Below are 23,193 nucleotides of genomic sequence, written 5' to 3'. Positions count from 1 at the left end.
AAATTTCAGTATATATGACAATAGAGAGGTTGATATGAATTTTCTAATTGTAGCACTTGGTGGTGCCTTGGGTGCAGTAGCGCGATATGCAATAAGTCTGATTCCTGTTAAGACTTATTTTCCGATATTAACTCTGATTACAAATATCCTCGGTGCCATACTAATTGGATTCGTTGTTGGAATTACCAGTAACCGAGAAAGTGTATCTGATAATACCATTCTTTTCTGGAAGACAGGGGTGTGTGGAGGGTTTACCACATTCTCTACATTTTCCCTTGAAGCTTTTAATTTGTTTGAGAAGAAACAATATATGAATGGCGGATTATATGTGGTACTGAGTTGTTGTTGCTGCATATTTGGAATTCTATGCGGAAAGAAACTTGCGACGATAATAAAACTTTGAATTTTAGGATAATGAAATAGGCAAATCGGGATTAGTGGAGTAGAACATGGATAAAAAAAGGGCTTTGTCTGGCGCCATAATATTTATAACCTTGATGGGAATCGTAAGTCTGTTTTCGGACATGACTCATGAAGGCGCCAGAAGCATATTGGGCGAATATCTGAACCTCGCAGGGGCATCCGCTGCAACCATCGGATTTGTGTCCGGTATAGGAGAATTGTGCGGGTATTCACTAAGGCTCATATCCGGATTTATAGCAGATAAAACGAAGAAATACTGGACATTTGTTATCACAGGCTATGTAATACAGGCTCTGGCGATTCCTGCACTGGCACTCGTACCTGAACATGGCTGGATTTGGGCCTGCGGTCTTGTGATCCTGGAGCGTATCGGAAAAGCGATAAAAAAGCCTGCTAAAAACACATTGGTAAGCTTTGCGGCTAGCGAGATCGGAACCGGAAAAGGCTTTGCCTATCAGGAGTTTCTGGATCAGCTTGGCGCGTTTCTCGGACCGGTACTGCTTTTTGTAACAGCTCTTGTAAAAGGTACAGACGACCTTTTTACAACATATAGAATCTCTTTTGCGATACTGCTTGTTCCTGCAATGATCACCATAGCTCTTGTTTTGACAGCAAAGATAAGATACCCTGATCCGGAGATCTTTGAAAAGCAGGAAGATAAACCGGCAAGCTTTGAATTCAGGAAGTCATTTGTTCTGTTCATGGCGGCCATCTGCTTTTTTGCTTTTGGCTTTGCAGACTTCACCCTGATCACACTTCATTCGGCTAATACCGGAGCATTTAATGAATCCATGCTCAGCCTGCTATATGCTGGGGCAATGGCTGTGGATGCCTTTGCTGCACTATTCTTTGGCTGGCTTTATGATAAGGTCGGGCTGAAGGCTCTGATCATTTCCACACTATGCAGCACATTCTTCTCATATTTTGTTTTTATGACTGGAAATGCCTGGTTGATTGGAGCTGGGATAATTCTGTGGGGGATTGGAATGGGTGCGCAGGAAAGTATTATGAAAGCAGCTGTCAGCGGAATCGTCCCGCGTTCCATGCGAAGCACCGGTTTCGGAATATTTGAGACAGGATTTGGTATTGCGTGGTTTCTGGGCAGTTGGCTTCTCGGTGCCCTGTATGATTTGAATCCTGTGTATCTTGTCACTGTGTCTGTGGTATCACAGTTTCTAGCGATTGCATTTTATTCTTTATGCCTCCGGTGCAATAAGACAGAGTGCTAACAATTCCAGTTTGCTGGAATGAGCATTATACCGGAATATATCCGCACGATTCAATCTTATACAAAACAGAAATAAGTATGACCTCTATACCTATCAAATTGGTATAGAGGCCATTTTTGAACTAGAATTACAGTTTATTTGGATCAAAATCTTTTCCTTTTTCAGATTCATAATAATCAAGATATGGCGAGTAGGAACGCAGCAGGGTAGAAGTTGCAGTTCCGGTTATTTCCGATGTTATGAAAATATTCTTTGCCTGGGTAAAGGTATTCTTTTTGAAAGCGTTTCTCATGTCCCTGGCTCGGATGTTATTTTCATCACCAAATAGCAATGAAGAATACTTTTTTAGCATCTTTTCAATAGACCTTATTCCAAGTCGCTTAATTTGAAGAGAGAGGAATAGGGCATCATCATGGCCATAGACAGTTATCAGTTCCAGCCTTTTAGTTAGATATACGCCCAGAACTTCAGCTATATAGGGAGAAAAGTATACTTGATTAGGTTCCCTTCTTGATCTTATAACAAGGTAATTATGTTCCATATTCACATCAGATATGTTTAACTCCACGCATTCAGAGGACTTTATGCCAGCACCGATGATTAAAGCAAGGATAGCAGTATCGCGGGCTCTAAGCTTGTTTTGATACCTGATCATATTCTTGAATGGAAGATCACCATCTGAAACATATTCCAAGAGTTTAATGTTATCCTGCATATTTGAGCCTGCAGGAGGATGTGGTGACACAATAGGTCTGTTTACTTTTAAGAGAGGATTAAAAGCAATAAAACCTTCTTGAAAGTAGTAGTCAAAGAACGATGATAGTACACAGAGCTTTCTTTTAAGAGTCTGATCAGATGGTACCTTAGGTTTTCCCTTTACACTAGCAGATCTTAAGTATTCAACATATTCTTCAATTACTTCTGGAGTTATTTTACCCATGTCAGAGATTTTCATCTTATCAATGTCATATGAAGTAGTCCCCAGATAATCAAAGAATTCCTTTAGCTCTAAAGCATATGCGTAGTATGAACTAGCCTTAAAGGTTTGCTTTTTATCATTAAAGAACCTTCTGGCAAATTCTGGCATGTGCTCATCAATCATTCTGTTTGCTTTGTTTAATTGGAGTTGATCTTTAGATAATTTATCCATAGATAAATTATAGAACGCAACTAACATCACGAACAGTGAAGAGGTTAACGCAACTATTTTAGCCTTTGGAAAAGCTCAAAGTTGCGTTAAATATAACATTTTAGGTTCTAAAAAGAAGGCTTGAATGAAATAGTCAACGAGACCTTTTAGGCTCTGTATTACGAAATGACCTGTAAAATATCCAAAACAGGTCATTTTTAATGTCAAAAAACGCCGTAAAATAGGCATCTTAAAGAAATCCATTTTTTAAGTGCGCAACTTAACCAGACGACTCACGATAAGTTTGAAATAGTTATCGAGACCCATTTATATTACGATTTATGAATTTCGCCGGGGGTAACAGCTCAAATAGAGCAACAGATTAAATGATTTACTTTCTTAAAAGATTCTTTGTAAGATTTACTTCGTCTGCCGGAATCGGTTTAAGGTCCAGCAGTTTCATAAGCCTGTGCATATCCCCATCATCTTCTGAGATGAGATCATATGGCGACTTGTTCTCAAGCCCAGGCCTTTTTGTGCTGTTGATATGATTCATAAGCAGTGTCATGTCATCCTGAGTGTACGGGTTGAGAGAAGTACCTTTTGGTATGACATATCTGATAAACTCATGGTTTTTCTCTAGACGACCTTTCTGACCGGATTGCATAGGATCACAATAATACAAGGAAGTCCTGATATTGCCTTCTGTCAGGCATGAATTCTCAAGGTCATCTACCCGTTTAAATTCACTTCCATTGTCTGTTAATCCTATCTGGAAGAGTCTTTTAAAGCATTCCTGTCCAAGGCCCTGTTCCAGATAATCAAAGCGTTCCTTTACTGATTCTGCCTTACAGTCGGGCATTATAAATATAAGCATCACGGAGTTTTTCCGAAATAGCATTGTGAGCATCACTTTACCCAAGCCCTGCTTGCCCTTGACTGTATCCATTTCAAAGACTTTATACTCGGGCACTGTTTTCATTAACTCTAGAAAATCCTGATACGAACGACCTTGTCGAAACTTTTGCGTTAGCACGCTGCTTTCACCTTTTTTCTTTCTTCTGCGTTTGTAGCTGGCTCTACGCCTCATGTCTATATTTCTGATATCGAGGACGCTGTTGCCGATGTATGTATATATTGTTCTTTCAGTAACAGGTATTTCTTTTTCATGCGTTGCCATGATATGCGACAGCGGCTGACCTTTTTTGATACCGGAACAAACTACTTCGTTAACAGTTTTCAGTTCTTCATCTGTCAGATGTATTCCCTGTCTTGATGAAGCTCGGATTTCTCTCGACTTTTTTTCGGCAACATTTCCATCATAGAAATATCTGTCATCGGTGCAGTACCTTCTGTTATCACATCCGTTACAGACATACGGTGGCTTCTCGTATTTTTTACATTTGCTGCATTGATAATCATTGCAGTACTGATGGCAGTCTCTTATACATTCAAAACAACGGAATGGACATGCCTTATCTCCACAGATATGTCTTTTGGTGCAGCCACGGGCATATTTGCAGTCATTGCCGGCAACATAACTACCTTTAACAAATATACGGTACTTTAGTATCTCGTTAGTAATAGAGCTGGTATGGCGTTTGAGTATTGCAGCTATACGCTTAATAGGCTGCTTACGGTAAAGCCCGATTTCGATATGTTCTCTATCCCCAAGATCAATTTTAGGTCTAATCGCAGACATTTTTCCTCCCTTCCTGAGCATTGTCACCCCCATAGAACATTGTAATTAAAATCTATACTATTGAATAGTATGTACAAATATATAGCTGGAAATTATAATGGGATTGTTGAGCGATACATTGATGAGACACGTGAATGGAGAGACCATGAAGAATACTTATGACGCATATGATGCAGTTATACCTGTAAGGCATTATTCTGCTAAAGATATAAAAGAAATACGCAACAGGCATGGTGTTTCGCAGGGATTTTTAGCTAAATGGTTGGGAGTTTCCATAAAAACTGTACAGGCTTGGGAGAGTGGCGCAAACGAGCCAAATGGGCCATCTTCAAGGCTCTTGTGGCTTCTTGAAGAGAGCAAGATGCAAGTGGACGTGTTTATAGATAATGAATGAAAAAGTGACTCTCCATGAAAACGCCCTGCATTTCAAGTTTAAATGGAATTCACAAACTTATATTATTTAATCAAGGAAATGCATTTACCTCACAGTTTATTCTTGATAAATCATTCAAAGCCGCAATCCCACTACAAGTCTTGGATTACGGCTTTGAATGTAAATGGAGCGTTATATTTGATTTTAAATAATTACATATACTCTAATGGCTGTTTCTTTCGATAGCATTTAACAGTGCTAAAAAGTCTACATACTGATTATAATAACCTTGATTAAGGCCTGCTTCCATAAAATCTCGTATAGCACTTATAACATCCACTTTATCAAGGTTAGATTTGGTACCATCGGAAGCATTATCATGCGCGTGGTGATACGCAGTTAAAATATCATCCAGATTTGTGATCTCACCTTTGTCTTTTAGATATATTCCATAAGCAAAAGTCTCAATCTCATTGGCATGTGTTAAATCTACGTCCTTAAGATGAATCTCTTTTACTATAGATTCCGAACCATCCCAGGGATAGAGCCTTGCTATATATACTGGATCTTCTTCATTATAATCAGCCGGCTTATAAAAATTGCAGGGCAAATTATTAGGATCACCCTCGCTTCCAGAAAGAGCGCAGTTAAGATATGTCTCTCCTACGCCACAATCTTCCTTACTGTGGAATACACTTGGGATAGGGTCCTTATAATAGCTGGTTTGTGGAAGACTGGCAGGAGTTTCCTTTTTGCTTATGCTTTTGTTGAAGTTAGGGTGATACATAGTTCCATAGTTAATGCTAGGATTAAATGAAACATTCATATGATTTATCCCTTTCAATAAAAAAGCGCATCATTTCACTGGATTTCATTCCATTGAAAAGATACGCAAACCATTGCTATCTATATTATCGGCATTTATCATAAAAATATTAGAGTAGTCATCTATGTCAAAAGCTTCATGATGTAAAGGCAACAGCCTCTTTTCTCTAAAAAGGTACTTCCGATTCAATTTTTTTCATTAACTCATCCGGAATGTAGAAGCCCTCGATATCATGTTCCGGCATTTCATCAGTTCTCTTATCTGTTTCACATTCAAATTCTCGTTCCTGGTATTCGTTCGGTACGTTTTTGTTGAATTTCATTTTGGACCTCCTTGCAAATTACTAGGGTCAAAGTCTTTCCCTTTTTCCGCCTCAAAGCATTCAAGAAATGGAGTATATGTACGCAGTAAAGTAGTAGCAGTATTGCCTGTCATTTCTGATGTAATAAAGAGATTTCTGCTTGTTGTGAATACGTTCGTTCTGAATGCATTCCTCATGTCGGTTGCCTTTATCGAATGATCGTCTCCAAATAAGATAGAAGAGTACTTCTTTAATAGCAACTCGATCGATCTTACGCCAAGCCTTTTCTTCTGAAGTGAGAGGAAAAGAGCATCATCATGGCCATAGAATGTAATTATCTCCAGTCTTTCAACCAAATATTTACTTAGGACATCCGCTATATAAGAGGAAATGCTAATTCGGCTAGGTTCACGCCTTGATCTTATAGTAATGCAGTTATGTTCAAGGTCTAAATCCTGTATGTTTAATTCAACACATTCTGATGTTTTGACACCTGCACCCATGATGAGAGATAAGATAGCAGTATCTCTACTCCTGAGTTTATTCTGATATTTGATCATTTCTTCACTGGGAAGATTCCCTTGGGATACAAAGTCCAGGAGCTTCAAATTATCATTCATATCTGAACCTGGTGACGGAATCTGCGAAACAGCAGGCCTGTTTACCTTCAGCAAAGGGTTGTAACCAATAAACCCTTTTTGGAAGTAGTAGTCAAAGAAAGAAGACAGTGCACATAACTTCCTTTTCAGAGTCATGTTTGAAGATACCTTTGGTTTACCATTTACAGTTGCACATCTTAAGTATTCAACGAAATCTTCAATTACTTCTGGTGTTATTTTATCCAGATCTGAGATCTTCATATTTTCTTTGTTAAAAGAAGATCCTAGATAATCAAAGAATTCCTTGAGTTCCAAAGCATATGCATAGTAGGAACTTGCCTTCAATGAATGTTTCTTATCAGCGAAGAACCTTCTTGCAAATTCTGGCATCTGGTCATCAATTATTCCGTTTGCTTTTTTAAGTTGGATTTGATCCTTAGATAATTTATCCATAGATAAATTATAGAATATAGACCCATATCACGAATACTGAAGAAGTTAACGAGACCTTTTTGGCTTAAAAAAATAGTAAAAGTCTCGATAAAATCTTCAATTTACATTCTAAAAAGAAGGTTGAAGGAATATACAAATTCGCAAAATTCTAGTTTTACGAAAAGATGCCCCTGTGATATAATAGTATATATCAGATATTTTCATATCGGTATTTGTTCGGGGGTTATTATATGCCAGCTAATAAGATCAATTATTCGGATAAGATCAATGAACTGTTAAGTGAAATGCCTGATTTTGTAAGTGACTTTATTTACAACTTCGGACGCGTTGAAAACTATGCTACAAAGCTTGAATATTGTCGTGACATAAAGGTTTATCTTGAATATATTGTCAATTTTCTTCCTGCATATTGTGACAAGGAAATCAAGGATCTGACCATAAATGACATTGCCAATATTGAAATCCTTGATATAAATCGTTTTTTGACGACTTTATCCGGCAATCATAAGGAATCTACCGTCAAAAGAAAACGTGCATCTCTTTCGAGCATGTATGGCTTTTTTGTGGCTACAGGCAAGGTATCACGTAATCCGATTGCTGCTACAAAGACAATTAAAATTCCTGAAAAGGATGTTATTTATTTAACAAATGATGAACAGAGGATTTTGCTTGATACTGTTCGACATGGAACCAAGCTTCATGATTCTGTTGCAAAGGTCCATTATATTTACGCTGATAGGGATTCAGCGATGTTTATTTTGCTTCTTGACACAGGGCTTCGAGTTTCTGAGATGCTTGATACTGATATTATTGATTACAATCTCGAGGATTGCAGCGTTATTGTTACCAGAAAAGGCGGCGATACTCAAATTGTATATTTTTCTGATGAATGTAGGGACTATCTTGAAATATATTTTTCATCACAGAAAGCAAAATTCGGTTTAAATAGCCTTAAATTTCCAGCCTTTACTACTACTTCCGGCAATCGCCTTGGAGTACGTGCAGTAGAGATCCTGGTAAAAAAATATGTATCTGTGTGCCTTCCTGAAAAGGCAAGGATAATCTCACCACATAAATTAAGATCAAGTTTTGCAATGAGTTTTTATGCTGCAAGCGATAACAATATTTTGCTTCTTAAGAAAAAAATGAATCATAAGAGTATTCAGACAACAAATATTTACGCTAAAGCCTCTGATACAGCAATGAAGGATTCAAGGTCACTTCTTCAGGGGCTTAGATGATTACAAATTATAAAAGCTTTGTCTTAGATAATAATGCTAAGACAAAGCTTTTCTTTTAACTTGTATATGTTTGATAGATATCTACCTGATCATAAATGCATCTCCATGAACTCCATGCATCAGCAGTCACGCAGATATAGTGAGTGCCATCATTAGAAATCATGTAGCTTGCACCGCAACAGCCGGACTGATTAACAAAACCTGTTTTTGCACCCATAATCTCACCATGAATGTCCTTATCTTCTATCCTTCTCATGAACCAGTTAGAAATAGTGATTCCCTCCGGATGTTCGGAAGTTGGCGATGTAGTATAGGTTCTGGCATTTAATACTTCATGACATAGGTCATTTTCTTCAGCAGCTTTGAGGATCATTGCCATATCTGTAAGTGTACAGTAATGGTCTTCATCGTAGACTCCAATACAATTGGTGAAATGAGCTGTATCTGATAAACCAAGTTCTTCTAATTTCTCATTCATCAGCTCAACAAAAGCTTCCTGAGATCCTGCGACATATTCTGCAAGCATCATAGCTGCATCTGCGCCTGATGGAAGTATGGTTCCATACATCATGTCTTTTACAGTCTGTACATCGCCGACTTTTAGCCCTACAGCACTACAATCCTTACTAAAGACATAGTTGCCTATTTCCTGGGTCATTGTATATGTACCGTCAAGTGAATCTATATGTTCGGCAGCAACTAAAAGAGTCAATATCTTAGTCATTGAAGCCGGATTAATCCTGACATTTCCATCCTTTGATGCAACGGCTTTTCCTGTATCAAGATTTACCAAAACACCATAAGAACTTTGAACTTCCTCACTTGATATATAAGCTGTGTCTGAATCAATATCAACAATATATCCGTCAAAAAAAGAATCAGCATCTTCTGAGGCTTTCAAATATGGATTTTCTTCTTCTATTTCTACATCTTCAACGACTGTGTCTACAATTGTCAGCTCTGTAGTGGCTGCATCCTGCGCTACTTCAGTATTTTCAACAGGTTTATGCTTGAGCCTATATGCAAGAAAACAAATGCCAGAAGTTATAAGTCCAAGTATTAAAACTAAAGACGCAATATGAAAATATATTTCAAGTTTTCTTCTTTTTTTATATTGAGAAGCGCTCATTCTTTGGCCATCTCTGGTTCGGTAATGTGCTTTTCTGTAATTCCCCATTTTAACTCCCAAAAACAGATTGGTTTGACTGCTAATTCTTTGAATTAATTATTCAAAATAGTAGCTTTTAAATATTAACATTATTTACTTTGCTACTTCAATGTAAAAAAATAACAAAAAAACACCCCGATATTTCTACTGTCTGAAATATCGGAGCTTTATAGGCGACATAAAGATATTTTATTTCACAGAAGTATATATCTTCTTAAACTGGTTCTTATCAACAATAAAGATATTGTGCTCATCATCCTGACTTATTGCGATATAATCACCCTTTTGACCGAGCATATATTTATCATTATCCCAGCAAGTGAATAATTTTGTCATTTTCGTGAGTTTTTTTGCCCTTATATTCATTTTACCTGTTGATATAAATGGTTTTACATAATCCATCAAAACATACGTTTTTCCGGTGTCAGCAATCTTTATTGTTGGATTATAATCCGTATTTAGCTTGAATTTTTTTCTTGTTTTTGTGTAGCTGCTAAGATAATTGTCATTTGTGATCGGGACAACATCACCATTTTCAGTAATAACAAGCATCGTTTTATTTTTGATCTCAATATTTTTGTCACCTGAAAGTGTTCTGATGATAGCCATAGAACCAGGTGCAACAAAATCTTTAGGATCGATCACGCCAACTACAAGATTTGATGAACTGTACTTTTTCATACTCTTTTGATCAATGGATGCCTTTTTTGCATAGATGATATCACAATCATCAAAATATGTATTAAGGCGTTCTTTGATTATATTGGAAATAGAATACCTGGCTGCCATATCTTCTATTTCAACATACTCGGGATACTGCTTTTTTATTAGTTCATTTTTTAATAGACCGCCGGCTTTTTCAACATGGCCACCACCGGAACCTATTTTATTTGCAAGGAAAGAAGCAAGCTCATCTGCTCTTGTTTCCTTGGAACAGCTCCTTATAGAGAACTTAACACCAAATGATAAGATACTATATACAATGCAAACATCGACGGAATCTATTGCAATAATGAAGTCTCCTATCAGACCTAAGATATTAGGGTCACAAGGATCACTCTTTAATATGGCATATTTACCATTTTCATGATATTCAATGCCAAGCATTGCAACTCCAGCAACCTTTGCTTCACGAAGCGTAAGATTCATGTTTTTGAGCTTTAAAATAAGGCTCTTGTCATAGTCCAGACTCTCTATCATGTCTCGATCCAAAGGATGAGATATTTCAGAAAATGCGTTGGTATCTGAGTACAGACCATAATATAGGGCTGTGCTTATCTTTTTATCAAAAAAATCTTCCTCTTCCTCAAGCTTAAGAAGATACCATATAGCAGTGCAACAACTGCCAAGATTACTTCTTACTTCATTAAGTTTTGGAAGCGTAGTTGCTACCTGATGATGATCGATAACTGCAACATTTTGAGCTGAAAATTTATGAACGTTGCCCTCTCCATATTGGCAATCAGTCATAAGAAGAAGCTCAGGCTTTGAGCTGAGCTTTGTAACATATTCAATTGGAATATGGAGTCTTTCTATCAGATATACAAGATTACTCTTAGAAATTTCAAAATTTCCTGAATAAATAAATCTTACTTTTTTACCTTTATCTGAAAAGTATCTATAAAGAACATATCCTGAACAGATAGCATCTGCATCAGGATTGTCATGGCACTGAATAACTATTGAATTATAACAAAGTAAACTGGATAATTTCATAACACCCCCAATGAATATATATTACACTATTGGGGTGTTTATGTAAAAAGAAATTTGTAATTGCGATATAAATATCATTTGATATCGTTTATTTTATTTTTTAATATCGCAATCATTTATATTCTGTTGAATAGTATGGAATAATAAGCTGTTCTCCTGCCATCACCAGAGACGTATCACCAAGACCGTTGATATCTTCTATTTCACTGATATATTGATCAAGATTTTTATATTTATCTGAGTCAAAATATCTAACAGCAATATCACTGATAGTATCCCCGGTATGAACTGTTATAGTCTTATAATACTTGTACTCAGGTACAAAAGTATCTGACTGAGCATCTGATAATAATGAAAAAGTAAAGAAGAAAAATGCAAATATCATTGCAGAAATTACTGTTATAAGGGTAATATACTGTCTCCGAACAATCTTTGCTCTGCGCTTTTTATTTTCTCTGATTCGTACTTCACTTGGACTAAAAAATCTTGAATCATTATAGAGACTTGCTGCAGCCATCATTGCTTCACTCATTTTACACCTCACATACATAACCCAAACACTACTAACCATTCTCACTGCGAACATTTGTTGCGAACAACTGTTCTAAATACATAGTAGCAACCAAACATTTGTTTGTCAACAAAAATCGAACAAATTTTCCGAACAAACATTTGCTTTTGTATATTAAGTTTGTTATACTAAATCTAGAAAAAATTTGGGAGGTCCACATGGTTAAAGGGAATATTTCAAAGAAACAGCAGGAAATACTGGATTATATTAAAGAGCAAACTCTTTCAAGAGGCTTTCCACCTTCAGTAAGAGATATCTGCGCAGCAGTTAATCTTAAGTCTACTTCTTCTGTTCACTCTCATTTGGAAACACTTGAAAAAAATGGATATATCAGAAGGGATCCTACAAAGCCTCGTGCAATTGAGATCTGCGATGATGGTTTTAACATGGTCAGAACTGAGATTGTCAGCATTCCCGTTATAGGTCAGGTAGCTGCAGGTGCTCCTATTCTTGCAGAGGAGAATATTGATTCATACATCCCTATTCCTGCAAGTATGTGTCCTAAGGGATCAGATGCTTTTATTTTAAATGTTAAGGGTGATTCAATGATCAATGCCGGCATTTTTAATGGTGACCAGGTATTTGTTCAGGTTTGCAATACAGCTAAAAACGGTGATCAGGTTGTTGCTCTCATCGATGATTCTGCAACAGTCAAGACCTTCTACAAAGAGAATGGACACATTCGTCTTCAGCCTGAAAACGACACAATGGATCCCATCATAGTAGATGACTGCACTATCCTCGGCAAAGTCTTCGGAATAATGCGCTTCTACAAATAACCATACATTATATTTTTTTTGACGATTATCACAAATATCAGAGCCGGAACAATAAAGGGAATGTTCCGGCTCTGTTCTTATGATATACAGAAAAACATCCTGTATAGAGGTAAATTAATAGTAACATTTTATCAGTGAAATTATTATTAAAACACGATTAATTTTGCATTTCTTATCGTATGGTAAATCTGCTTAGCTGCTCATTTATGGATATAGCTGAATCAGATACAGAATTTGCAACATTCTCAACACCCTTTGATTCATCAGCAATCTCCTGAGCACTTACTGCCAAATTGGCTACAGTAGCTGTTATTTCTTCAGAACTAGCTGACTGTTGCTCAGATATAGCAGCAACACTTGATGCTATGTCATTTACATTTGCCATCATTCCAATCATGTTGCGCATTGTGTCTGCTGTACTATTGAGCTCTTGATTGATCTTACTAAAGCTATCTCCAGCTTTTGAAACTGCTCCGCTACTATTGGTAATAGCCTCCATATTTGCCTGAGATTTCTCGGCAAGATCTTTAATAAGATTTGTGATCTCTGCGATAATATTGCTGATTTCTTTAGCAGCTTCCTGGCTGTTTTGAGCAAGTTTACCGATTTCATCAGCAACAACAGCAAAGCCTTTTCCGGCTTCTCCGGCTCTTGCAGCTTCAATACTTGCATTAAGTGACAGAAGGTTTGTCTGTTCAGAAATAGAATCAATCATCCCTACTATTTCAGTAATCTTATCTGCAGAATCTCCTACTGTAGAAACCACATCATTCATATCACTCATGGAAGATGTTATTACTTCCATATTCTTCTGAACATTGCTCATATCATTCTGTCCAACTTCAGCCTGATCTACAAGACTTAGCATTATCTCATTTGTCTTATTTCCATTATCGGTTAATTCTGCAACTGACTGTGCAAGCATAGTTGCATTATTAGCAAGTTCTCCTACTGCATTTGAAATATCATCCATTGTTGTCTGGATTTGTTCCATCGATCTAGACTGCTCATTAGCTCCTTCAGTCATCTTACTTGAAGCATCCTTTGAAGAGTTTGAGTCAAATTGTAGTTGTTCCGCTCTCTCCTGTATATTAGAAATTGTATCATTCATTACTTGAACATAATTTTCCATTTCTTTGCTGATAAGACCAATTTCATCACCTTTATCTTGAGGCATCTGCGTAGTAAAATCCCCTGATGAAATTTTAAGTATACTATTAGAAAGACTATTAACAGGCTTAGTAATAACTCTGCTTATTGTAATCAAAATAATAACTGTGATTATGAAAATCAATGCAATCATTGCAATCATTGCAATAATCATAAATCTGTTGGATGATGCCAAAACATCATTTACAGGAACAGAAGAAACCATATTCCAACTTGTACCCTGAATATTATAGTAGCAAACATAATATTCAATTCCGCTTAACGGATTTTTTATTTTTGTAACCGCAGTACTACCGGAATCAATATATGCTTTAACGCTAGATAGAAAAGCATTTCCTGATTCAGATATTTTTTTACCATTTAAATCCTGATTAACATAGCTGATAATGTAATCCCCGGCAAGTATCATAGAATTACCTGTTTTCATGGGAGTATATTTTGATGCTTCATTCTGAATATCACCAAGGAAAACGTCAACAGCACAAACTCCTTCCATTCCATTATAAAAACTGTTCTGTCTTACAAAAGAGACACAAAGCTGCCCGGTAGATGAATCAACATAAGGGTCAGATTCAATAAATGTCTCATGTCCTTGTGCAAGTTTATACCAATCTCTTTGTGTAGGCTTCCAGTCAGGAGCCTGTATGGTATGATTGGCAAAAATATAAGTATCATCCTCAAAACCAATGTAAATTCCTGTATTGTTAATGATTGTGTAATTTGTAGAGGGCTCAATATATTTTAGAATTGCTTCCTTATCTTCAAAAGGAACCTGTTCCATGGTATCACAATATTGACCAAATTTTGCCAACAGCATTCTGAAGCCGGTTCCTATATTGTAAGCATTAGTCTGTGTTTCAGCCTGAAGATCCATAAGAGATACATCTTCAATTGTAGCTTTAGCATTGAATGATAGAATAAGAATAATTGCAACTACTCCAATGATAATCACAGGCAGTAAAGACATCAATAATGTTTTTCCAATACTTTTTTTTACACTCGAATTGTTTTTTCCATTATTTCCAATAGTTGTAGCTGTTCCCATTTTTACCCTCCATTTATAAATGTATTAATAAACATTATTGTACGTAGATTCATATACAAATATATTTTACATGTATATATATAAATAATAAATTTATTCATAATTAAACTTTTGTTAAACTTGCGTAAAAAATCCAAAAGTGCCCATAACTTTGGATAGAGCGATTTAGTATGAGTAATAGAGACAGTTAAGATAAAATAAAAGCCCTGTTTTCTGTTCTGAATAAGCATGAAAGAAAACAAGGCGCATAATTTTATATTTACTGTGTCTTTGCGAATACTCCGAGATCTATACGAAGTTATGGGCACTTATGGATTTTATGCCACTCGCAAAAAAGTATATTTTAGAGAGTGGAAGAATCGATGAGTTTACCATCGCGCCAGATGCGCTCGAGGTCGTAGAAAAGACGATTCTCACTGTCGAATACGTGAACGATTATGTCACCGAAATCAAGAAGGATCCACTTTCCTGACTCGTAGCCTTCTACGTTCTTGGTATCAAAACCGGCTCTGCCAAGTACTTCCTGTACATTGTCTGCAAGTGCCTGTACCTGGTTGATGTTTGTACCGCTGGCAATAACGAAGTAGTCTGCAAGAGTTGAGATCTCACTTATATCTATTACGTGAACGTCCTCTCCTTTTCTGTCTTCGAGGGCTTCAACAGCCATTTTTGCCATGTTTTTTGAAATTTCAATATCTGCCATAAATACCTCTGATTATTTGTAATATTTTTGATAGTAGTGATATGCATTTAAAGTAGCATCGTCACATTCTTTGCCTATAGTTTTTAGATATATAACAGAATTATGGAGAATATGCGCAAGACATCTGTCTAAATCGGTAAATGCTTCTTTTCTTATGATATCCATATCCTCTAAAGGCTTTCTGTTTGGCTCTATAAAATCGGCAATATAAATTATCTTTTCAAGTAGTGACATATCTTCTCTGCCGGTAGTATGCCATCTTATTGCATTTAGGATTTCTGTATCATAGACATCATATTTTGTTCTGGCAAGATACATACCTACCTTTGCATGCAAAAGAGAATGATTTTTTCTCTCAACTTCTGTTATATCTATCTTATTTTTCTCACATATTTTGATCTGATCTTCATGAGACATGCACTTTGCACAGTCATGGAGCATTCCAGCAATAAGGGCTTTATCGACATCCGCACCATGAATAAACGCCATATTGGCTGCTGTATATGCAACACCAAGAGTGTGATCAAATCTATCCGGTTTTAATTCCTTAGAAAGCTCTTTTCGCAATTTCTGAGTTATCTCAATAGTCTTCATTTGTATAATCCTTTTATACATAAGAATTCAATAACTTCATCAGGAACCATGTACCTTATGGATCTGCCGGTTCTAACTCTGTTTCTTACTTCCGTTGCTGAAATATCTATTCTGTTAAATTTAAGAAGTCTTATGTCTGCGTTAAACTGCTCTCCAAGCTCTTTACGCTTTTTATCCAAAGCAGCCAGATCATCATCTTCTCTGACAGCAGCAAGTATTGTACATGACTGAAGGAGTTCTTTGGCCATATACCAGTTATCAATTCCGATAACAGAATCACCACCAAGGATGAGAAATAGCTCATCTCCCGGGTACATAAGCTTTAATTCCTGTATGGTGTTGTAGGTATAAGTACCACCGTCTTTATCGATTTCTATTCTTGAACAGGTAAAATAGGGGTTATCCTTTATTGCCATTTTTACCATCTGATAGCGATTCTCACCGCTTGCGACTTCGGTTCTGTTTGGCAAATGAGCAAGATTATTTGGAATAAAGATAACTCTGTCCAGCCCAAATTGCTCTCTTGCTGACTCGCCTAAAAGCAAGTGTGCATTGTGAATGGGATCAAAAGTACCACCAAGTATTCCGATTTTTCTGCTTTCCATAAATAACCTCCGACAAGTTTAGAAATATTAAGCTTTCTTGTTTTTAGGAAGTACGATCTTTGGATTGTCTTTAAAAGGCTTGTATAATACGAACTTTCTACCAATAACCTGAACAAGTTCAGATCTTGTTCTCTCTGATATCATGATAGCAACATTACTAACTTCTTCTGTACAATTTTTAAGTACAGTAACCTTTATAAGCTCATGAGTATTAAAGGTTTCAGCAATTGCATCTGTTATTTCAGGAGTAACAGTCGCTTTTCCAATTTGAAAAACAGGATCGAGATCTGCTGCAAGGCTCTTTAAATAAGCTCTTTGTTTACTTGTTAATGTCATTCTTCTTCATCCTCATCTTCAGATACCGGTTTAGTATCTGCGTTTCTATAATATTCAAAACTATAACCATACATTCTTACAGTGTCGCCTTCACCGATGTGGAGTTTCTCAAGTTCATCAAGAATTCCATTATCTGCAAGGAACTTCTGGAAGAAAGCAAAGCCTTTTTCAGACTCAAGGTTTGTATAACCAAGCATCTTTTCAATCTTAGGTCCTTCAATAACATATTCAGCAGTATCCTTATCATAGGAAACTGTAAATGCATCCTCGGCATCTCTTATCATTGTTTCAGGGAAGAATTCCTGCTCAAAGACAACAGATTTTTCAGGAAGCTCAGAAAGGGTCCTACTTACATAGTATAACAGTTCCTGAATACCTTTTCCAGTTAGGGTTGAAGTAGCAAATACTTTAACACCAAGAGGCTCGTATTTTTCGCGGATCTTGGTAATTATCTCTGCCTGCTCTCCCTCAGGAAGCATATCTATCTTGTTGGCTGCAATAACCTGTGGCTTGCTTGTTATATCAGCGTTGTAGTTTTTAAGCTCTTCATTTATAGCTTCTATATCTTCAATAGGGTCTCTGCCCTCAGTTGATGCCGCATCCACAACGTGGATCATCATTCTGGTTCTCTCAATATGACGGAGGAACTCATGTCCAAGACCGGCACCCTCTGAAGCGCCTTCAATAAGTCCCGGGATATCGGCAACTACAAAGCCTTTTGCATCATTAAGATCAACAACACCGAGCATTGGTGAAAGGGTTGTGAAATGATAATTTGCAATCTTGGGCTTAGCATTAGATACCTTGGATAAGAAGGTTGACTTACCAACATTTGGGAAGCCCACAAGTCCAACGTCTGCAATTACCTTAAGCTCTAAAAGTACTTCAAGTGAAAGAGCCGGTTGTCCTGGCTGAGCATATTTAGGCGCCTGCATTGTTGAAGTAGCATAATGCATGTTTCCATTGCCGCCTTTTCCGCCCTTAAGAACAACAACCTCTCTGTTTTCGTGGCTCATATCAGCGATAACTTTTCCTGAAGCTGCCTCTTTTATTACTGTTCCTTCCGGAACCTTTATATAAAGATCCTGACCATTTTTACCATGGCATCGTCTCTTATTTCCATCCTGACCATTCTCTGCCTTATACTTTCCACCATAATGGAAATCGGCAAGAGTGTTTATTCCTTCATCTATGACAAAGATAACGTCTCCGCCTTTGCCACCGTCACCGCCATCCGGGCCACCATTTGGTACATATTTTTCTCTTCTGAAAGAGATATGTCCGTCACCGCCCTTACCACTCTGTATAAAGATTTTTGCTTTATCTACAAATACTGGCATTAATTTAACTCCTTAATAGGTAAAAAGAAGGCTCCAAACATAAATGTGTTTGAAGCCCGTTTAAGCAAATTACTTATTCTCTACAGGATGAACGCTAGCCTGCTTTTTATCTCTGCCCTTGCGCTCAAATCTAAGAACACCATCAACAAGTGCGTATAATGTATCATCGCTACCGATTCCTACATTTACACCAGGATGAATGTGTGTTCCACGCTGTCTGTATAAAATATTACCGGCCTTTACGAATTGTCCGTCAGCTCTTTTTGCTCCAAGTCTTTTTGACTCTGAGTCTCTACCGTTCTTAGTAGATCCAACACCCTTCTTGTGAGCAAAAAATTGAAGGTTCATATTCATCATGACTTATTCCCTCCTAAATTTAATGTTCAGAAATTTCTTTCCATACTGTTGGAATATGCTGTCTACACCAAGTTCAAAAGATCTTAATAATAAATCTGAATCATTACTTGGTTCATCCTTAAAACTAAGCTTTATAAGTCCTTTGTCTTCATCCTGAACAACGCTTATCTCATCCTCAGTGAAATTATCAATGGAATTGATAAGATTGATTGTCAAAACTGAAACTGCAGCGCAAACAATATCGTTGCCATAATCAGCAAAACCCGCATGACCATTGCATTCGATAGATCTGTATTTATCGCTGGACGTCTTGGTAATTGTAATAGTAGTCATATTATTCCAATTGTTAATAATTACATAGAGATTTTTTCAATCTTAACAAGTGTGAATGGCTGTCTGTGACCATTTTTCTTATGGTATCCAGTCTTTCTCTTGTACTTGTAAACAACAACCTTCTTACCACGGCCCTGCTCAACAACTGTAGCGCTAACCTTAGCTCCGCTAACATCGCCAGCAACCTTAAGAGTCTTGTCATCGTTTACTGCAATAACATTATCAAATGTTACTTCTTTTCCAGGCTCTACATCAAGCTTCTCTACTCTGATTTCATCGCCCTCGGAAACTTTGTACTGCTTTCCACCAGTTACAATAATTGCGTACATAAGTTACCTCCTTCTTCAAAAAAACTCGCTAACTTTGGCGGGGATAAACCCACTTCTGCCTAGTTATGCGGCATACCATAGTATATTAACATTGATGTTTACTAATGTCAACAGCTTTTTCAACATCAATCAATATTTCTTTTAATGATTTATCGTTTTTATTTCTTGTTAATTCCATAATACCAAGACCTGTAACATCGATAAACTCAGTATGTATATAATCCTGGCGTGCAAGCTTTTTCACAAGCTCTATAAGTTCATTATAATCCTCATCATCTTTCATATTGATGAAATCAATGAGGATCATGCCTGTAAGGTTTCGCAGTCTTATCTGCCTCATTACTTCCTGTGCAGCTTCGATATTAACCTTTTTGGATATATCTTTTTTACCTGAAATAGCTTTTCCGGTATTAACATCAATGGCATTAAAGCTCTCAAGCTGCTCGATTATGAGGTAAGCACCACTTTTGAGCCATACTCTGTTGCTTCTAAGATCCTGGATCTTTGAATTTATTCCGTGTATCCCGGTATCAGTAACAATAACAGGATCTATGATGCCTTTAGTTCTAAGAAAAGCTTTTGCTTTATCAATATAAGGAAGAGTTATATCATCGTTCTCAGCATAAAGTGCCTGTTCTTTTGAGTACAAAAGACTACCGTCAGTTCTGCTTGTTCCCAAAGAAAGAATCCGAGACATCAGTTTTATACATTCAGATGCATCATCTAATATAGCCTTATTCCTGTCACTATCAATATCAGCTGCATTTGTTCTGACAATAATTCCAAAAGAAGTGTTCTGAAAATCTGCAGAGCTGTCAAAAGATAATCTGTTGAAATCTTCCTTCACATCATCGATAAGAGTTTTTCTAATTTTGTCATCGAGCTTTAAAGATGCTCCAACGCCCTTTCTTCCAAGTGTTAGAACAGTGTACTTTCCCGACAAAGATAAATAGGTAGTAAGTTTTGGCTTTTTGGTCTTTATCTTTTCAACCTCAACCTGAACTATTACTTCATCACCTGCTTTTATGAAATCTTTAGCTCCAAGCTTTCTGTTAATAACGCAGACAGGGAGGATGCTCTTTAAAGGCAGATAACCAATTTCATCATCTTTATATCTGACAAAAGCTGCATCTATATTTTTTACAATATGATCAACTCTTCCAAGATAAATATTATGAAGCTCTCTAGCCCTTATGAATTCCAAAAACTCCAGTTTATTATCAATAAATGCTGTAACAAGCGGTGTATCAAGGTACTTTGAAATAACAATTTCAGCCATTTAGATAAAACCTCTCTGAATTGTCAGTTACGATAAAAGGTTCAATGTATTTCTCGTTATCTTTTTCAACAAGCTTGTAGATATCGATTCTGTGAAGTGAAAGCATTGATACTGAGAACTCTCTATCAAGGCTTTTGAAAAATCCCTCAAATAAAAGAGCTGGTTTCAATGTAGTAGCACTGCTCATACTTAAAAGAAGCATAACTTCCTGTTTTTCTGTATCAATCTTATAATCAAATATCATCGGTTTCATATCGATTTCTTTAAAACCGCTTTTGGTCTTTTTTGTTGCAGGAAGCGTATCTTTTGAAAGGTATTTTTCAAATTCAGAAATCCAGTCAAAATCAGGCTTTGAAGTTTCTCTGAATTTAGCGATATATCTTGCTGCATAGACATCAGTCATGGCTTTAACAGAAGTCTCATCAAGTTCTTCTACAGCTATGATCTTGATTCCTTCATTCATAACAGCATTTAATCTGTCCATAACATCTGTTACTGATATCATGCTGTTAACAGTCATATCAAGATACTCTCCGTCGCTTGTAACACCAACACTGAGGGGCTGAGCAAAAGAAAGCAGCTGATGAGGACTAAAGCCCTCAGAATACTTTATATCAATTTCAGCTCGCCTTATAGCTTTCTGGAAGTATCTCATTACATCCAGGTGTCCTACAAATTTAATAGGACCATGTTTGGTAAATTTTACACGTAATTTATTCATGCTCTGCCCTCCGTGCAAACACCTACGCCGTAAGATGCAGCTCCGCAGCCAAGGCAGGAAAGTCTGCAGTTAGATGAAGGCTTATTTTCAAGGGCAGTCTTCCATTCACGTAAAAGAAATGCCTTTGAAACTCCACAGTTTAAGATATCCCAAGGGAAAATCTCATCTTCAGCACGTTCTCTTGTAGTGTAGAAAAATGGATCAATATTGCACTCATCAAAGACTTCCATCCAGGTGTCAAATTTAAAATATTCACCCCAGGCATCGAAAACACAGCCTTTTTTATATGCTTTCAAGATTACTTCATTAAGCCTTCTGTCACCTCTTGCAAGTACGCCTTCCATCATACTTGCATCAGCTTCATGCCAGTTGTACTTGATATGTTTTTGGTTAAGCTGTGACATAATACCTTTTCTTGTCTTATTTGCTTTATCAAGGAACTCTTCCTTGGTATTCATAGGTGCCCACTGGAAAGGAGTGAATGGCTTTGGAACAAAGAATGATGTACTTGCTACAATATCAATTGTTCTGCCATTTCTATTCTCTTTTGGAACAGTCTCAAAATACTCCACTGCGACTTTATTGCAGATATCACCGATTCCAAGGATATCTTCATCAGTTTCTGTAGGAAGTCCCAGCATGAAATAAAGCTTAACTTTATTCCAGCCACCAAGGAATGCCTCGTGAGAACCTCTCAATATATCTTCCTCTGTAAGTCCCTTGTTTATAACATTACGCATTCTCTGGGTTCCGGCTTCAGGAGCAAATGTAAGACTGCTCTTTTTAACATCCTGAACTTTACTCATGACATCAAGAGAGAATGCATCAATTCTAAGGGAAGGAAGTGAAATATTTACTTTCTTCTCGTTACAGTTTTTGATCAAAAAGTCTATAAGTTCAGGAAGTTTTGAATAATCACTTGAACTTAAGGAACTAAGGGATATTTCATCATAACCGGTGTTTTTTAATGCTTCAAGAGCAAGTTCTTTCAGGTGATCAACGTCTTTTTCACGAAGAGGTTTATAGAGCTGACCGGCCTGACAGAATCTGCAGCCTCTTATGCATCCGCGCATGATCTCCAAAACTACCCTGTCCTGGGTTATCTTGATGTATGGAACAACAGGTTTTGTAGGATAGAACTGGTTTGATACATCAAGACACATCTCTTTATTTATCTGTGCAGGTACGTCTTCATAACAAGGTGTCATTGAAAGAATAGTTCCGTCTTCCTTGTATTTGACATCATAAAGAGAAGGCACATAAATGCCGGAAATATGAGAACATCTTCTCAAAAATTCCTGACGTGATACACCCTCTTTTCTGGATTTTTTATAGAGATCAAAGATCTCTCTATATTTTGTTTCACCTTCACCTATATAGAACATATCAAAGAAATCCGTTATAGGCTCCGGATTATAAGTACATGGGCCACCACCGATCACTATAGGATAGTCCCAGTCTCTGTCTTTTGCGAGGAGAGGGATCTTTGAAAGATCCAGTATCTGCAAAATGTTTGTGTAACACATTTCGTACTGAATGGTAAATCCAAGGAAATCAAATTTTCTGATCTCATCCTGTGATTCCAACGCAAAAAGAGGAATGTCCTTTTCCCTGAAGACTTTGTCAGCGTCTACCCATGGAGAATAGACTCTCTCACACCATACATCGTCATAGGAATTAAACATTCCGTAAAGAATTTGAATTCCAAGATGAGACATGCCAATCTCATAAACATCAGGGAAACACATGGCAAATCTGATATCAACAGCGTTTTTGTCTTTATAGACGCTGTTAACCTCATTGCCTATGTATCTCTCAGGTTTCTCAAGATCAAGCAAAGTCTCATCGCTTAGAGCTAAGTTTTCGTTCAT

Annotated in this window: 25 protein-coding genes; 5 read left to right on the top strand and 20 right to left on the bottom strand. The window is 37.0% G+C overall.

Annotation, left to right across the window (positions count from 1 at the left end; genetic code table 11):
- The first annotated feature begins 34 nt into the window (after nt 1-34).
- Nucleotides 35-403 carry a fluoride efflux transporter CrcB gene (gene crcB / locus G585_RS0107290; protein ID WP_026663840.1) on the top strand — a complete coding sequence of 123 codons (369 nt, stop codon included), beginning with the start codon at nt 35-37 and terminating at the stop codon, nt 401-403.
- A 46-nt stretch (nt 404-449) separates the two neighbouring features.
- The gene (locus tag G585_RS0107285) at nt 450-1,652 is read left to right on the top strand and encodes an MFS transporter (protein ID WP_022774025.1); all 1,203 of its coding nucleotides are present in this window, start codon (nt 450-452) and stop codon (nt 1,650-1,652) included.
- 127 nt (nt 1,653-1,779) lie between these two features.
- On the opposite strand, the gene G585_RS0107280 is transcribed toward G585_RS0107285, so the two are convergent.
- Both G585_RS0107280 and G585_RS19350 read right to left on the bottom strand, forming a co-directional pair.
- Nucleotides 1,780-2,802 (bottom strand): tyrosine-type recombinase/integrase, encoded by a 1,023-nt coding sequence (locus tag G585_RS0107280; RefSeq protein WP_196802893.1) that lies wholly within the window; start codon nt 2,800-2,802, stop codon nt 1,780-1,782.
- Nucleotides 2,803-3,172: 370 nt separating this feature from the next.
- Nucleotides 3,173-4,483 carry an IS30 family transposase gene (locus tag G585_RS19350; protein ID WP_155827764.1) on the bottom strand — a complete coding sequence of 437 codons (1,311 nt, stop codon included), beginning with the start codon at nt 4,481-4,483 and terminating at the stop codon, nt 3,173-3,175.
- A 145-nt stretch (nt 4,484-4,628) separates the two neighbouring features.
- Here G585_RS19350 and G585_RS17505 point away from each other — a divergent pair, with 145 nt between their 5' ends.
- The gene (locus G585_RS17505; RefSeq protein WP_022774021.1) at nt 4,629-4,877 is read left to right on the top strand and encodes a helix-turn-helix domain-containing protein; all 249 of its coding nucleotides are present in this window, start codon (nt 4,629-4,631) and stop codon (nt 4,875-4,877) included.
- Between the two features lie 202 nt (nt 4,878-5,079).
- Here the strand turns inward: G585_RS17505 and G585_RS0107265 are convergent, their stop codons facing one another.
- From G585_RS0107265 to G585_RS0107255, 3 genes are all read right to left on the bottom strand, one after another.
- Entirely contained in the window at nt 5,080-5,682 is a 603-nt protein-coding gene (locus G585_RS0107265; protein WP_022774019.1) for a hypothetical protein, read from the bottom strand.
- 166 nt (nt 5,683-5,848) lie between these two features.
- On the bottom strand, nt 5,849-6,004 hold the full coding sequence (locus tag G585_RS19495) for a hypothetical protein (RefSeq protein ID WP_022774018.1): 156 nt from the start codon (nt 6,002-6,004) through the stop codon (nt 5,849-5,851).
- Nucleotides 6,001-7,035, bottom strand: coding sequence for a tyrosine-type recombinase/integrase (locus G585_RS0107255; protein WP_022774017.1), 1,035 nt, complete (start codon nt 7,033-7,035; stop codon nt 6,001-6,003). Before G585_RS0107255 ends, G585_RS19495 begins: the two co-directional genes overlap by 4 nt.
- Nucleotides 7,036-7,265: 230 nt before the next feature.
- Between G585_RS0107255 and G585_RS0107250 the strand changes: the two genes are divergently transcribed.
- The gene (locus G585_RS0107250) at nt 7,266-8,276 is read left to right on the top strand and encodes a tyrosine-type recombinase/integrase (protein WP_022774016.1); all 1,011 of its coding nucleotides are present in this window, start codon (nt 7,266-7,268) and stop codon (nt 8,274-8,276) included.
- Between the two features lie 55 nt (nt 8,277-8,331).
- Here the strand turns inward: G585_RS0107250 and G585_RS17500 are convergent, their stop codons facing one another.
- The 3 genes from G585_RS17500 to G585_RS0107235 all read right to left on the bottom strand — a co-directional run bounded on the left by G585_RS17500 (nt 8,332) and on the right by G585_RS0107235 (nt 11,692).
- Complete coding sequence (locus G585_RS17500; RefSeq protein ID WP_022774014.1) at nt 8,332-9,453, bottom strand: D-alanyl-D-alanine carboxypeptidase family protein; 1,122 nt, start codon at nt 9,451-9,453, stop codon at nt 8,332-8,334.
- A gap of 180 nt (nt 9,454-9,633) precedes the next feature.
- Nucleotides 9,634-11,160: a DHH family phosphoesterase gene (locus G585_RS0107240; protein WP_022774013.1), complete on the bottom strand. Its 1,527-nt coding sequence runs from the start codon at nt 11,158-11,160 to the stop codon at nt 9,634-9,636.
- A 112-nt stretch (nt 11,161-11,272) separates the two neighbouring features.
- Nucleotides 11,273-11,692: a LysM peptidoglycan-binding domain-containing protein gene (locus G585_RS0107235; RefSeq protein ID WP_022774012.1), complete on the bottom strand. Its 420-nt coding sequence runs from the start codon at nt 11,690-11,692 to the stop codon at nt 11,273-11,275.
- A gap of 197 nt (nt 11,693-11,889) precedes the next feature.
- Here G585_RS0107235 and lexA point away from each other — a divergent pair, with 197 nt between their 5' ends.
- The gene (gene lexA, locus G585_RS0107230; RefSeq protein ID WP_022774010.1) at nt 11,890-12,510 is read left to right on the top strand and encodes a transcriptional repressor LexA; all 621 of its coding nucleotides are present in this window, start codon (nt 11,890-11,892) and stop codon (nt 12,508-12,510) included.
- A gap of 172 nt (nt 12,511-12,682) precedes the next feature.
- Here the strand turns inward: lexA and G585_RS0107225 are convergent, their stop codons facing one another.
- The 12 genes from G585_RS0107225 to G585_RS0107170 all read right to left on the bottom strand — a co-directional run bounded on the left by G585_RS0107225 (nt 12,683) and on the right by G585_RS0107170 (nt 23,193).
- Complete coding sequence (locus G585_RS0107225) at nt 12,683-14,725, bottom strand: methyl-accepting chemotaxis protein (RefSeq protein ID WP_022774009.1); 2,043 nt, start codon at nt 14,723-14,725, stop codon at nt 12,683-12,685.
- A 343-nt stretch (nt 14,726-15,068) separates the two neighbouring features.
- A complete protein-coding gene (gene rsfS / locus G585_RS0107220) occupies nt 15,069-15,428 on the bottom strand; it encodes a ribosome silencing factor (RefSeq protein WP_022774008.1) in 360 nt (119 codons plus the stop codon).
- Nucleotides 15,429-15,440: 12 nt separating this feature from the next.
- A complete protein-coding gene (gene yqeK, locus G585_RS0107215; protein ID WP_022774007.1) occupies nt 15,441-16,022 on the bottom strand; it encodes a bis(5'-nucleosyl)-tetraphosphatase (symmetrical) YqeK in 582 nt (193 codons plus the stop codon).
- Complete coding sequence (gene nadD / locus G585_RS0107210; RefSeq protein WP_022774005.1) at nt 16,019-16,627, bottom strand: nicotinate-nucleotide adenylyltransferase; 609 nt, start codon at nt 16,625-16,627, stop codon at nt 16,019-16,021. Before nadD ends, yqeK begins: the two co-directional genes overlap by 4 nt.
- 27 nt (nt 16,628-16,654) lie before the next feature.
- Nucleotides 16,655-16,963, bottom strand: a complete 309-nt coding sequence (yhbY, locus tag G585_RS0107205) for a ribosome assembly RNA-binding protein YhbY (protein ID WP_022774004.1) — start codon at nt 16,961-16,963, stop codon at nt 16,655-16,657.
- The gene (gene obgE / locus G585_RS17495) at nt 16,960-18,303 is read right to left on the bottom strand and encodes a GTPase ObgE (RefSeq protein ID WP_022774003.1); all 1,344 of its coding nucleotides are present in this window, start codon (nt 18,301-18,303) and stop codon (nt 16,960-16,962) included. The genes yhbY and obgE overlap by 4 nt, the downstream gene beginning before the upstream one ends.
- Before the next feature lie 69 nt (nt 18,304-18,372).
- Nucleotides 18,373-18,660, bottom strand: a complete 288-nt coding sequence (gene rpmA, locus G585_RS0107195) for a 50S ribosomal protein L27 (protein WP_022774002.1) — start codon at nt 18,658-18,660, stop codon at nt 18,373-18,375.
- A 3-nt stretch (nt 18,661-18,663) separates the two neighbouring features.
- Nucleotides 18,664-18,993: a ribosomal-processing cysteine protease Prp gene (locus tag G585_RS0107190; RefSeq protein ID WP_022774000.1), complete on the bottom strand. Its 330-nt coding sequence runs from the start codon at nt 18,991-18,993 to the stop codon at nt 18,664-18,666.
- 20 nt (nt 18,994-19,013) lie between these two features.
- Nucleotides 19,014-19,322: a 50S ribosomal protein L21 gene (rplU, locus tag G585_RS0107185; RefSeq protein WP_022773999.1), complete on the bottom strand. Its 309-nt coding sequence runs from the start codon at nt 19,320-19,322 to the stop codon at nt 19,014-19,016.
- 85 nt (nt 19,323-19,407) lie between these two features.
- Nucleotides 19,408-20,601, bottom strand: a complete 1,194-nt coding sequence (locus tag G585_RS0107180; RefSeq protein WP_022773998.1) for a ribonuclease E/G — start codon at nt 20,599-20,601, stop codon at nt 19,408-19,410.
- Nucleotides 20,594-21,322, bottom strand: coding sequence for a TIGR03936 family radical SAM-associated protein (locus tag G585_RS0107175; protein WP_022773996.1), 729 nt, complete (start codon nt 21,320-21,322; stop codon nt 20,594-20,596). The genes G585_RS0107180 and G585_RS0107175 overlap by 8 nt, the downstream gene beginning before the upstream one ends.
- Nucleotides 21,319-23,193 carry a TIGR03960 family B12-binding radical SAM protein gene (locus G585_RS0107170; protein ID WP_022773995.1) on the bottom strand — a complete coding sequence of 625 codons (1,875 nt, stop codon included), beginning with the start codon at nt 23,191-23,193 and terminating at the stop codon, nt 21,319-21,321. The genes G585_RS0107175 and G585_RS0107170 overlap by 4 nt, the downstream gene beginning before the upstream one ends.

The organism is Butyrivibrio sp. AE2015 (assembly GCF_000420825.1).
GTDB lineage: Bacteria > Bacillota > Clostridia > Lachnospirales > Lachnospiraceae > Butyrivibrio.
The sequence above is the reverse complement of the archived record's forward strand: the minus strand, read 5'-3'. Positions and strand labels throughout refer to the sequence as shown.

Excerpts from the sequence above, each read along its gene's own strand:
- crcB (WP_026663840.1), top strand. The coding sequence starts at position 35 with ATGAATTTTCTAATTGTAGCACTTGGTGGTGCCTTGGGTGCAGTAGCG.
- G585_RS0107285 (WP_022774025.1), top strand. The coding sequence starts at position 450 with ATGGATAAAAAAAGGGCTTTGTCTGGCGCCATAATATTTATAACCTTG.
- G585_RS0107280 (WP_196802893.1), bottom strand. The coding sequence starts at position 2,802 with ATGGATAAATTATCTAAAGATCAACTCCAATTAAACAAAGCAAACAGA.
- G585_RS19350 (WP_155827764.1), bottom strand. The coding sequence starts at position 4,483 with ATGTCTGCGATTAGACCTAAAATTGATCTTGGGGATAGAGAACATATC.
- G585_RS17505 (WP_022774021.1), top strand. The coding sequence starts at position 4,629 with ATGAAGAATACTTATGACGCATATGATGCAGTTATACCTGTAAGGCAT.
- G585_RS0107265 (WP_022774019.1), bottom strand. The coding sequence starts at position 5,682 with ATGAATGTTTCATTTAATCCTAGCATTAACTATGGAACTATGTATCAC.
- G585_RS19495 (WP_022774018.1), bottom strand. The coding sequence starts at position 6,004 with ATGAAATTCAACAAAAACGTACCGAACGAATACCAGGAACGAGAATTT.
- G585_RS0107255 (WP_022774017.1), bottom strand. The coding sequence starts at position 7,035 with ATGGATAAATTATCTAAGGATCAAATCCAACTTAAAAAAGCAAACGGA.
- G585_RS0107250 (WP_022774016.1), top strand. The coding sequence starts at position 7,266 with ATGCCAGCTAATAAGATCAATTATTCGGATAAGATCAATGAACTGTTA.
- G585_RS17500 (WP_022774014.1), bottom strand. The coding sequence starts at position 9,453 with ATGGGGAATTACAGAAAAGCACATTACCGAACCAGAGATGGCCAAAGA.
- G585_RS0107240 (WP_022774013.1), bottom strand. The coding sequence starts at position 11,160 with ATGAAATTATCCAGTTTACTTTGTTATAATTCAATAGTTATTCAGTGC.
- G585_RS0107235 (WP_022774012.1), bottom strand. The coding sequence starts at position 11,692 with ATGAGTGAAGCAATGATGGCTGCAGCAAGTCTCTATAATGATTCAAGA.
- lexA (WP_022774010.1), top strand. The coding sequence starts at position 11,890 with ATGGTTAAAGGGAATATTTCAAAGAAACAGCAGGAAATACTGGATTAT.
- G585_RS0107225 (WP_022774009.1), bottom strand. The coding sequence starts at position 14,725 with ATGGGAACAGCTACAACTATTGGAAATAATGGAAAAAACAATTCGAGT.
- rsfS (WP_022774008.1), bottom strand. The coding sequence starts at position 15,428 with ATGGCAGATATTGAAATTTCAAAAAACATGGCAAAAATGGCTGTTGAA.
- yqeK (WP_022774007.1), bottom strand. The coding sequence starts at position 16,022 with ATGAAGACTATTGAGATAACTCAGAAATTGCGAAAAGAGCTTTCTAAG.
- nadD (WP_022774005.1), bottom strand. The coding sequence starts at position 16,627 with ATGGAAAGCAGAAAAATCGGAATACTTGGTGGTACTTTTGATCCCATT.
- yhbY (WP_022774004.1), bottom strand. The coding sequence starts at position 16,963 with ATGACATTAACAAGTAAACAAAGAGCTTATTTAAAGAGCCTTGCAGCA.
- obgE (WP_022774003.1), bottom strand. The coding sequence starts at position 18,303 with ATGCCAGTATTTGTAGATAAAGCAAAAATCTTTATACAGAGTGGTAAG.
- rpmA (WP_022774002.1), bottom strand. The coding sequence starts at position 18,660 with ATGATGAATATGAACCTTCAATTTTTTGCTCACAAGAAGGGTGTTGGA.
- G585_RS0107190 (WP_022774000.1), bottom strand. The coding sequence starts at position 18,993 with ATGACTACTATTACAATTACCAAGACGTCCAGCGATAAATACAGATCT.
- rplU (WP_022773999.1), bottom strand. The coding sequence starts at position 19,322 with ATGTACGCAATTATTGTAACTGGTGGAAAGCAGTACAAAGTTTCCGAG.
- G585_RS0107180 (WP_022773998.1), bottom strand. The coding sequence starts at position 20,601 with ATGGCTGAAATTGTTATTTCAAAGTACCTTGATACACCGCTTGTTACA.
- G585_RS0107175 (WP_022773996.1), bottom strand. The coding sequence starts at position 21,322 with ATGAATAAATTACGTGTAAAATTTACCAAACATGGTCCTATTAAATTT.
- G585_RS0107170 (WP_022773995.1), bottom strand. The coding sequence starts at position 23,193 with ATGAACGAAAACTTAGCTCTAAGCGATGAGACTTTGCTTGATCTTGAG.